This window comes from Sphingobacterium shayense, assembly GCF_013179575.1.
In the GTDB taxonomy this organism is placed as follows: domain Bacteria; phylum Bacteroidota; class Bacteroidia; order Sphingobacteriales; family Sphingobacteriaceae; genus Sphingobacterium; species Sphingobacterium shayense.
The window spans coordinates 1-10,348 of record NZ_JABMCQ010000157.1; the positions used below are offsets into that span (position 1 = coordinate 1).

Consider the following 10,348-nt stretch of genomic DNA (forward strand, 5'->3'; position numbering starts at 1 on the left):
TACAGATAATGCCGTTTTGGTTTGTAATTTTATCCAACACCTCCCCCATCCCCTCGACAGGCAACGGATACTCGTCATCGAAGAATGCGGAATCTAACCCATGTAGCCACTGATTCAGCTTAAAGTCTCGATATAAAACGCGGTGTTTTTGGTAAGGCATTTGGGGTAAAAAATTATACAGATTAGCGCTAATTAACCCGAACGTATTAAGTGAAAGCGTGTCTGCGGACGCAATACGTTTCGGTAAAGGATTGGGCACAATGCCCAACCCTTCACAATACTTCGTGTAATCCATGATCCTTGTTAACGATTAGGAAAACCCAGTCCCGGAAATATTACGTCGCAAAGTTCATTAAGCAACAGGGGACTTGTTAAAACAGTCAGCTGACCGCCATCTAACGGTTTGTTTACCGCGTTGCTGACGATTTCGGACACATCAGCTTTTCGAGTGGGATTAATTCTTGATTTCATCATTTTTTATTTTTTTTGTTTAGTAAAAGACTAAGGCCTTAGTCATCAATGATATCACTACCGAACTTACGAGAGAATATCTGGTAAAAACGAATAAAAGTGATTATGTACCGATTTAGGGAGTGAAGTACCCTTTTTGGCTATTTTTTTTCACCTTATGTCACCCTTAAACGTTACGCGGTTAACCATTCAGCCGCTTTCCTTCGAAAACAGAGATTGCTCGTGTCACCCCTGTCACTTGACATCAAATCGGAAAAACTCGTCATTAGCAATTGCCAAATCAAATCTACTGATGAAAAAAACGATCTATTTCCCGGGCCGTCTATACGTAAAGAATATGGTGGAGCAAACCCAGTTGCAATCTCTGGTGTCTTCCTTTAAAATGTTAAATTCGAAGCGCACGAATCTCAAAATTGAAACCGCCGAATGTGTGATTCAGGAATTCGACGGGCGCTATGCCTATCTCTATAGTTTCGAGATTATTCTGCCGCATAGCCAAACCTTTTTAATGCAGTCCAAGTTCAGTGATCTTCACAAATTATATTTGCTCGATGCAATAAAACCTGTACATATAACCAGTGGTAAGCGCTGGGGACACCATCTTGCGCTTGCCCCCAATTATGGCTGTTTCGCTTACCTCCCCGACGGCTGTTACCGCGTTCGCCTACCAAAAGGAAAAACACATCTGTTTGGATACTATTTTGACAATAAGATATTTCGTCGAGAAAACGAAAGAAAATTTGAATTCATAAAAACGGTGATCGACGCACAAAGAACGCGTATGAATATCCCGAAATTCAGCGAAATCATTCCAATAGATTCTAGAACTACAATGTTTATCCAAAATCTTTGCGAAAACATAAATCAGAAAGAACTCCAAGGTGAAGCATTTATATTTCAAGGAATAGTAAGGCTCATCGAATTAGCTAGGGACAATTATAACGAGCACTATAGTAGAGAATCGTACGAGCACAGCATCGCCGATAGAGCGCGTCAACTCGTCGAGGACCACGTCGATCAGTACGGAAATGCATTTAGCTTCAACTCGATTTATGAGATCTTAGGTTACAAGAAGACTACTGTTCACCGCGTGCATCAATGTAAGTTTCATGGATCGCTGCTTGACTACAAAAAAGAACTGCTCCTGCAAAAAGCTATGAAATTACTCGAACGGGGAGAATCTATTAAAAATTGTGCCTACAGCTGCGGCTATAATTCGCCGGAAAATTTCCATCGGTTTTTCAAAGGGAGAGCCGGATTCAGTCCGTCAGTTTATGTGAAAAATCTTCAGGAGCGTAACGATCAGCGCTAAGTTCATCTTGTTCAGCCTCACCTTCAACAGATGAGACTGAAAGGTCGATTATACAACACACCAGGAAATAAAGACACCCATAAATAGGAATAAAAGGCTGATTTTAAAACTATTACATTTTTACTTTTGATCAAAACTAAAATAAAAATGTATACTCGGATTAAATCTATCGCCCTATTTTGTTTGCAGCTGTTCCTTATGGTATTCTGGATCTATGTGGCGCTAGATAAATTATGGACACCACAAGGCTTTCACCGTTCGCTCCAAACCCAGCCATTCCCTAATTGGTGGGCCGACATCCTTTTCTGGCTTTTACCGTTAGTAGAACTCGCAATCGGATTACTATTCGTACTGCCGAAGTATCATTCCGCGAACTCAAGTGGCACTAAATCTACTGACCGGCCGAATCCAAAACAGCTTTCTTTGCCTTCCCTTTACACAATATTCAAAATCAGAACGAGAGCCTTCCGGTTTATCAGTCCATTTCTATTATCTGCGGTTTTGCTTGCTGTGTTTTCTGTCTACATTGGACTAGGACTGCTAGGGATGTATGAAAAACGTCCCTGCGGTTGTGCTTCGGTATTCTCACAGCTATCGTGGTCATCACACCTGATCGTAAATCTTATCCTTCTTTTCGTTTCACTTTTGGGATGGTTTCTACATTCATCGGACAACCCTACAAAAAAGGACGATGGTCCTAATAAAGTAATGAGGGATAGCACTCTTGTTCAAATTATTGTTTCAGCCACACCGATTCTTTTATTCCACTTTTTGATTTTTAAAGTTTCATGTTTTAAAAAATTCCCCAGACGATTTGCACTATTCACGGGCAGGCCAGTACCGCACTGGCCACCGTATACGTTTGTCATACCTTCCGTAAAAAATGTGACCGAGATCTTGATGATTGTTCCATTTCGTTAAACCCCTGAATAATCCTAAAATTAAAATAACACTTATGAAAAATTTAAAATCTTACGTCGCGGCTATAGTAGCTGTGGCCTCAGTTGTCGGATTTTCGGCATTTAATATTGTTGCGCCTAATAATCTAGCAGATGTAACATTGTATTTTCACGGTGACCCAGAAGTTGAAGCTGAAGTCGCGGATGAATCCAATTGGAATGATATTCCAAATGGTGAATCCTGTGATGGACCGAACGAGCACGCTTGCTCGATGGAGGTCGATCAAAATGATCTTACTCCGGCAGGAGAACTGGATTCGGTAAAAATCCAACTGGATGCTCAGCAGACCTCTGAAGGTTATATCCCAGAGCGGTCGGGTGGAAGCAGTGGAACTTCGCCGACTTTCACGAATAAAAGCGCCGAGTAATATTCATGTAAATAGCAGAGCCGCAAAATTGCGGCTCTTTTTTTTCTAAATTTTAATAAGCTATATCGGATTTTGTTCCATTCCGGTCTCCCTTATAATATCGGTCGGTAAAGGTAAGGCCCATCGGTTTTCATTTGCACGGAGCGTGAATGTTTCTCCATCAACATTGCGTACAATATCAATATCAGCACCCATTTGATTCAGGCGCTTTAGATCCATCCATCTTAACCCCCGAAAAACCAACTCCTTGCGCCGTTCTTGGAGAATAATTTTGAGTAGATCTTGCTGAGATGTGTCACTGTATGGAATAAACGTACCTTCAATAAACCTTGTGTTCAGCAAGAGGTTTAAATCGTCAAGCGCAGCGGAAAGGTTCCCTAGACGGGCGTTACATTCAGAGCGCATTAAATAAAGTTCGTCAACGGCGATACCCCCAAATAACACCGCTCCAGCAGCGTAGCTTCCTTTAAACGTCGCATATCCTTGATCATTAAAGTCGAAGTATGCTTTCTTGCGTAGATCGTTTTCTAAATATGAGTTCACCAGTAACGTATCAATAAAAGCATAACGCTCCTGAATTGTCGGATTCAAAGTCACAAGCTCAAAATACGACACCGTCTCTTTGCTAAACCGGCTGAAAGGATATGATTCTTCCACGGCGACGTCCTCGAGTGAATTAAAATCAAGTAGGTCGCTTTTAATTTGGAGCGCTTTGTTAACATAAAAATATGCAGAATCGTATTTCGCCATTGCTAGATAACATCTTGCAAGGCTCCCAAATGCCGCGACTTTTGTCGGTCGCATGATATGAGTCGTGTTTTCAGGCAATAACTCGGAGGCTTCACGAAATCCCCGTAGTATTTCTTCATAACACTCTTGAACGTTTGATCTTTCTGATACTACTGTTGGATCTGCAGATACGCGCAGAACGATCCCCAGATCGTCTTGCGAAGTATTTGCATCGTATGCTTTTGCGAAGGTCCAAAGCAGAGAAAGGTAATGGGTCGACTTAAAAAACAAGGATGTCCCCTTTACCTCGTCCCATTCTCGCCCGTTTTCCACTGTACGCTCTATCGAAGGCAACGTCTCTAGTACTAGATTTGAAGTATATATTGGGAAATAAGCCTTCGCCCAATCATTGTTATAAAAATACTCATAGCGTTCCCAATAATACGCTTGTTGGTGTGTCTCTGAAGCTCGATCCAAAGTCACGTCTTGGACGAAGTAATCATCAGCCGACACCTCTCCAATTGAAGGAATACTTCTGTTCATCTCTGCGGATGCATCAAGAAGCCTTCTTAAACTATTCAAACTTTTAGGTACCTCGAAGGCACTATTTGACTGCACATCCAAATAGTTCTCACAGCCGGCACACATAATTACGAGATACACAGATACTACCCGTACCATATATGTCCATTTTCTATTTATATTCATCTTTATTATTTTAAAAGTCTAGTTGAACACCCAGAGAGTAAACACGAGCGGGGGCAATCTTATATGGAAATTCGGGGTCAATACCCTCCTTGTTTGCTGTCCACAGCAAACCTAGATTGTTTGCGCTACCTTCAATCCTAAGATTATATTTACGATCTGCCAATTTATATGTACGCTCCCATCGCAGAGATAGAAACTCTAGACGCAAGTGGTCTGCACGCAGCACATTGATTTCTGCATTCCGATAAAAAGCATCCCTACCCGATGAAATGGGATATCGCATTCCCGGCACATTAGTTTTCGATTCGTCGCCAACTTTCTGCCAACGCCTTTCAAAATCGGGAAAAGCCCCGCCGTTTCGGAACAAGCTATTATAAGATGTAACAGGCCTATTAAAGTAATAGTCTCCTTGATAGCTGATATTAAACGCAAAGCTAAAGGCACGATAAGTAATTGTGTTCATTAGGGATCCAAATATCTGAGGCTTGGCAGATCCGAAATAAACGATGCTTCCGCTTGCCTCAGAATCGAGGTAAGATTGATTTTGAATATCAGAATACGCTGTACTGGGCTGTCCATATAGGCTTCCTTGCGGATTTCCTTCATTATCTAATCCCATCCATCGATAACCTGCCAGGCCATATAATGGTTTTCCAACGATAGGTTGTATCGTTGTCCCGTTACCGAGAAACGACACAATCCCAGTATTCAAGGAATTGTAATAGGCTACCGTTTTGTTTTTATTGAAATTAAGGACAATTCGACTGTTCCATTTTATCGCTTTATCAACATTCCTGGTGTTTATCACTATATCCATACCTGTTGTCCGCATCGCCGCCACATTCTTGGTTACTGTCCCGTTCCTTCCCCATGTGGTGTAATCATATTCGGATTTACCATAAAGATCCTTTCCGCTTTTTACAAAGTAGTCTATCGATCCATTTATTCGATTTTTAAGAAATGAAAAATCCAACCCGAAATTAGTCGTACCAATTTTTTCCCAGCGAAGACTTGGATCATTTAACATGGCAATAACGAGTCCGGGATAATTGGTATATATACTACCACCTGTAGATCCCACCGGTTGAGGTGTTTTCCGCAAGTCAACGTTTCCACTATAACCGTAGGTTACGCGCATCTTTAGCTGATCAATCCAATCGATGTCTAGGAATGATTCTTTACCCAATTCCCAAAAAGTCCCCACGGACCATAGAGGAGACCACTGATCATTTGTGGCCGCGCCGAAAATGTTTGCCCCGTCTCGACGAAAGCTTCCGGAGAGCCCATAGCGGTTCCTATATATATAGCTCCAGTTTGTGTATAAAGAGACAAACCTATTCGTCAATAGTGAATACGAAGGTGTTCCTGCAATCGTTCTACTCGCTTTGGTAGGCGCTATTTGATACGATTGCGCATAATCCACAGCAACTGCGGTGAGCGGATTATCGCTATACCCATATGCAGTCAAGTTACTTCCTTTAACGATATTTTCACGCGCTTCAGTGCCTAATATGCCGATTACCGTATGGTGACTGAATGTCTTATTGAAATTTAACTGACCGCGAACCGTGTAAGAAGATCCTTTGCTTTCGGTCGCGTTTCGGATCCCGCCCAGAGGGACAATATGAACCGGGACTCCCGTAGTGGGATCATATTGCGTAAATTGGTTGATGTACATCCGTGAGTAATAACTCTCTTGGTCATTCATATTAACGGTTTCTTGTTGTTGGTTCTGGTACTGAAACGAGACGTTAGCTTCTAGGAATGAGGCTATCTTATAACCTGCACGAACAGTAGAAAACCACTCGTTAAGATTACGATTTGTCCCAGAATGTAAATAATCTGTTAATGGATAATAGCTCCAATCGAGGTACCCTTCGTTATACGTTGCGTCCATGTATGAACTTCGATAACTCAAATCCAATGGCAATTGTTTACCGTTCTGATCAAAGAAAGACATATATGGAACCGCTCTACCCGAATAAGTTAATGAAGAATACCCCGGCTTGCCACTTCTCTGTCTATTATTTGTGTATCGCACCAGAAAATCTAATTGTAGATTTTTAGTGGGCCGAAAACTATTGGAAAGTTGTATGTTCAGCTTCCTATCCTTATCACTCGTCTCTGAGCGGTTCGTGGTATACCCTAAAACCATTCCAAATGAATTTATTTTAGTTCCTCCTGTAAGACCCAATGAAAGCTGATTCACCAGCGGTGTACTTAAAAAATTTTCCATATACTGCTTCCTACCGTCATACCCCATCAACTGTTCGATCATCGCTGCAGAATCTTTCATCGTAATCAAACCTTCTTTTCTTTTACGAAAAATCTCAATCGCTGGAGTAACGGCGATGTAGGGAGTTCGTGAGAGCTGATTATCGTAATACCCGCTATTAAACAACATCTCTTCAACCGCTATAAAATCATGATTGTCTAACTGATATAGTTCGTTAAGATCCGTACGCTTCCGCATGAGTAGCGTATTACTGAATGATATTTTAGTTGCCTGCGTTTCCGATATTGCGCCTTTTTTAGAAGTCATGACGATGACGCCATTACCCGCCCTAGCTCCCCAAATCGAACTAGCAGCAGCATCTTTAAGAATCGTGATACTTTCAATACCGTTCGGATCGATATTCTCAATCCTCCCTTCGTAAATGAACCCATCCAACACAACCAGGGGATCTAGATTACCATCGATTGTGCTCATACCACGCACCGAAATATTAAGCTTCTGCAAATCTCCATTCTGTATAGGTTGGTTATCGAAGCGAACGGAGGAAGCCATATTTTTCAACCGCTGGAGGATGTTCGTCCCCGGCTGCGCATTCAGCATTTTGTTATCAATCACTTCCACAGCCCCTGTCGATTCATTTGGCTTCACCTGCTGATACCCCGTTTCAATTATGACTTCGTCTATCAGATTGTCACTTCGTTTAAGAAGCAGAGCCCGAGAGTCACTAAAGTATGATGAAGGCAATACGACTGTCGTGTACCCAACGGAGCTTATTCGAAGAGAATCCGCCGGATCCAATACCTTGATCTCAAAAATACCGTTCCTATCTGAAGAAGTGCCGATCTTCCCTTTGATCGCATAGATCGTTACCTCCGCCAGCGGCTTTTCCGTTTCGTCAGCCAAAATCGTCCCTTGTATCAACGGGTTCATCCTTTCTTGAGCCTTGCCCAAGAGTACTGATAAGCCGATTACTAAAATAAAACTGATGAATCTCATTTCTTAGGGGATTGATTGTTTCTGGCCGAATAAAATAAAGGATACTCTTTCCTCACGCGCTGGGGCGTAAATTTTAGTCCGAGACTCTCTAAATACAGAAGTTGCTCTTTTTCGGAGAAATTTGAGAAAAAAGCGGGAATTTCAACATCTACATTAGTTAACAATTCCTCCTGAGACAATCCGGTTACCGTAATCGGTCTGTCTAGCCAATAAATTAGTTTTCCTAACAACAGGCGAATCGAAAAATTTGAAAACTGGGTCGGTGTTTCCTCGGAATCAATTGTCGATCTTCTCATGCCTCCTTTTGTTTCTATTTTTGAAAAGGCATCGGTCAATTCGAGTACGTAGGTATCAATTTCAGATGTTTGCCGTTTAACACCTATTTTAAAATATTGTAAAAAGTCTTCCCTATGTATTCGTAAAAGTTCTTCCTCTCCAATGGAATCTTTGCTAAACAACTGATAACAAAATGCCTCATGATTCCGGTCTTTAAGGAAAATTCTCTGAAGAATGTCATTAGCTATTTGATCTTCAAAAACAAAATCGCTGATTGAGAAGCCCTTTATCTCCTTTTTAAAAGCGTCATTGCAAAAGGAAAGAAAATCAAAGTTCACCTTCTGAAAAAACGAGTGTCCATTCTTATGCGATAACTCGAGCTCCGCCGAAAGATAATGGGGTTGATATTCTATGAACCCATGGAAAAAATCGATGTTTGCTGTGTCGACGAGTGGTGGTACATTTTTTCTGTTTCCCTGGTTACGAAATATGCCGTTATGAATGATGTCCGTGGTCCCTGTTGTTATAATGCTTTGTAGTTGTTCTTGCGAAAACTTGCCGCCCATACTACTACCCAAATACACTCCATCTTTATTGATAAATGTATTATTGGGTATTGAATTATGTGGGAAAAGAGATGTAAATAAAGTATCGTCTAATATACTTGGAAGTACCGGAGTATACCCGTATACTTCTTTATAAACCTTGAATCTATTGGCGATTCGTTCCGGTGTTTCTTTGTTTCTTTTGCTATTTACTAACACCACAACAAGGTCATCCGAATACTTTTTTTGATATTCTTCCATCTTTGGAAAACCTGCGATACAGGAAGGGCAACCTGTTGACCAAAAATCAAACAATATGACTTTGCCTTTCAAATCGGAAAAACTGATGGTTTTACTCGAGCCATCGAAATAATGCAAATCGATTTCTTGTTGCCAAATATAATCTGGCAATTTGTCCCCCACTTGCAAAGGTGTGATCTTCGCTCGCCCATCGGCCCCGCTGTCCTTGCGGGGCTCCTGAGCGCTTGCTAGATTACTAAACAACAAAAACGATAATGATAGCACGAAGCTGAACAACGTTCTACTTCGATTATTTTTTGATTTTAGTAGGTGTCTGATTCCTTGCAATAAAAGCAGTCCAGTTCCACCCCAATAAAAATTCTTCATTTTTTTAGGATTTAAGAGATCGGACTACGTGTATCTGGTATAATGAAATGCGTCCATACCACGACCTAGACATACTTCGTCCAATCAGTAAAAATTTGGTTAAAAGATTATTCGGAATGCTCTGATACGGCAGATAGAATGGTTAGTTCGCTTGTTATTGGAGTCATTAACCGATGGAAGAAAGTCATAACTATGACTAGACAGCGGTCTGAGCTACTCAGGCGCGGAAATAATGTTCTTGAAGATTTGATCTTTTTGATCCATTGCTCACCAAATTTAGTTTATAAAGTGAGTCTGTGCATCGGTGAAGGTTATAGAAATGCTATAGTGGCTCCTACCAACCGCTCCAAAGGCTCTGACCCCTTACAAGGTGGATTTACAGTAGAAGCCCAAGAACTATAGCGCAACAAAATTACGCAAAATAATTACTTGGGCATTAAATTCTACCGCCTCGCTTGTAATATATTGTCAGAGATTTGGACGAGACTCTTCGATTTTAATGCATTCCAGAATACAACGCTCTGGATTTCAATAAGACAAATATACATATATAAATGAAATAAAAATAATTTTTTGTTCAAAATGTCACTATTTACAATTGTCTTTTTGCTCTGTGCATTCTAGACAGAGAATAATAAAAAAGAATTTATCTCAATTGATCGATGCGTCAGGATTATCTGACCATGATTTCGCTTTACTATGCGGCTTGTCTCGTGGTACAATTACAAATATCAGAAGCGAAAGAAACTCTAATCCGATAACGAACTTAACCTTAAAGCTTATTAGTAGCGTGACACAAATAAGTTTGAAGAATATTTCGCGCGAAAACTTCGTTGTTCCACAGAAACTCAGAGAGCGATTATTGCGCAATTACCGGAACGAAACTGACAAAATCGTTCTCCTGAATAAAATTCCAACAGTACCTTATATAATTAAGTACAAAGTTATACCGTCTGGTTTTTTAGATACTGAAAGAGAGCGTCTAGAAATTTTAAGATTTATAAAAACAGAACTCAATTGGGATGTTAACCCAAATACGTTATCAGTGGCATTAAAGAGAATGGACTCGTCGATTCAAATTACGAAAAACCCAGTAAAGGCATCAGGAAACCTATACAAAA

Annotated in this window: 10 protein-coding genes; 5 read left to right on the forward strand and 5 right to left on the reverse strand. The window is 40.8% G+C overall.

The genetic code is table 11. From position 1 onward, the window contains the following. Nucleotides 1-295 (reverse strand): hypothetical protein (locus HP439_RS15320; RefSeq protein ID WP_172391212.1); only part of this gene is annotated, 295 nt, incomplete at its 3' end. 8 nt (nt 296-303) lie between these two features. Beyond that, nucleotides 304-474, reverse strand: a complete 171-nt coding sequence (locus tag HP439_RS15325; protein ID WP_172391213.1) for a hypothetical protein — start codon at nt 472-474, stop codon at nt 304-306. 289 nt (nt 475-763) lie between these two features. On the opposite strand from HP439_RS15325, the gene HP439_RS15330 reads away from it, so the two are divergent. The 3 genes from HP439_RS15330 (at nt 764) to HP439_RS15340 (ending at nt 3,110) form a co-directional block, all read left to right on the forward strand. Beyond that, nucleotides 764-1,783, forward strand: a complete 1,020-nt coding sequence (locus tag HP439_RS15330; RefSeq protein ID WP_172391214.1) for a helix-turn-helix domain-containing protein — start codon at nt 764-766, stop codon at nt 1,781-1,783. Nucleotides 1,784-1,930: 147 nt separating this feature from the next. Beyond that, nucleotides 1,931-2,704 (forward strand): MauE/DoxX family redox-associated membrane protein, encoded by a 774-nt coding sequence (locus HP439_RS15335; RefSeq protein WP_172391215.1) that lies wholly within the window; start codon nt 1,931-1,933, stop codon nt 2,702-2,704. Nucleotides 2,705-2,738: 34 nt separating this feature from the next. Further along, nucleotides 2,739-3,110: a hypothetical protein gene (locus HP439_RS15340; RefSeq protein WP_172391216.1), complete on the forward strand. Its 372-nt coding sequence runs from the start codon at nt 2,739-2,741 to the stop codon at nt 3,108-3,110. Nucleotides 3,111-3,170: 60 nt separating this feature from the next. Here HP439_RS15340 and HP439_RS15345 read toward each other — a convergent pair whose 3' ends face one another. The 3 genes from HP439_RS15345 to HP439_RS15355 are packed head-to-tail and all read right to left on the reverse strand — an operon-like array spanning nt 3,171 to nt 9,227. Beyond that, nucleotides 3,171-4,547: a RagB/SusD family nutrient uptake outer membrane protein gene (locus tag HP439_RS15345; RefSeq protein ID WP_172391217.1), complete on the reverse strand. Its 1,377-nt coding sequence runs from the start codon at nt 4,545-4,547 to the stop codon at nt 3,171-3,173. A 10-nt stretch (nt 4,548-4,557) separates the two neighbouring features. Continuing rightward, entirely contained in the window at nt 4,558-7,779 is a 3,222-nt protein-coding gene (locus HP439_RS15350; RefSeq protein WP_172391218.1) for a SusC/RagA family TonB-linked outer membrane protein, read from the reverse strand. Further along, on the reverse strand, nt 7,776-9,227 hold the full coding sequence (locus tag HP439_RS15355) for a TlpA family protein disulfide reductase (RefSeq protein ID WP_172391219.1): 1,452 nt from the start codon (nt 9,225-9,227) through the stop codon (nt 7,776-7,778). The genes HP439_RS15350 and HP439_RS15355 overlap by 4 nt, the downstream gene beginning before the upstream one ends. A gap of 192 nt (nt 9,228-9,419) precedes the next feature. Here HP439_RS15355 and HP439_RS15360 point away from each other — a divergent pair, with 192 nt between their 5' ends. Both HP439_RS15360 and HP439_RS19440 read left to right on the forward strand, forming a co-directional pair. Next, the gene (locus HP439_RS15360) at nt 9,420-9,629 is read left to right on the forward strand and encodes a hypothetical protein (protein WP_172391220.1); all 210 of its coding nucleotides are present in this window, start codon (nt 9,420-9,422) and stop codon (nt 9,627-9,629) included. Between the two features lie 403 nt (nt 9,630-10,032). Beyond that, nucleotides 10,033-10,348 (forward strand): hypothetical protein (locus tag HP439_RS19440; RefSeq protein WP_216657872.1); only part of this gene is annotated, 316 nt, incomplete at its 3' end.

Coding starts and splice junctions, on each gene's coding strand:
- HP439_RS15325 (WP_172391213.1), bottom strand. CDS start 474: ATGATGAAATCAAGAATTAATCCCACTCGAAAAGCTGATGTGTCCGAA.
- HP439_RS15330 (WP_172391214.1), top strand. CDS start 764: ATGAAAAAAACGATCTATTTCCCGGGCCGTCTATACGTAAAGAATATG.
- HP439_RS15335 (WP_172391215.1), top strand. CDS start 1,931: ATGTATACTCGGATTAAATCTATCGCCCTATTTTGTTTGCAGCTGTTC.
- HP439_RS15340 (WP_172391216.1), top strand. CDS start 2,739: ATGAAAAATTTAAAATCTTACGTCGCGGCTATAGTAGCTGTGGCCTCA.
- HP439_RS15345 (WP_172391217.1), bottom strand. CDS start 4,547: ATGAATATAAATAGAAAATGGACATATATGGTACGGGTAGTATCTGTG.
- HP439_RS15350 (WP_172391218.1), bottom strand. CDS start 7,779: ATGAGATTCATCAGTTTTATTTTAGTAATCGGCTTATCAGTACTCTTG.
- HP439_RS15355 (WP_172391219.1), bottom strand. CDS start 9,227: ATGAAGAATTTTTATTGGGGTGGAACTGGACTGCTTTTATTGCAAGGA.
- HP439_RS15360 (WP_172391220.1), top strand. CDS start 9,420: ATGACTAGACAGCGGTCTGAGCTACTCAGGCGCGGAAATAATGTTCTT.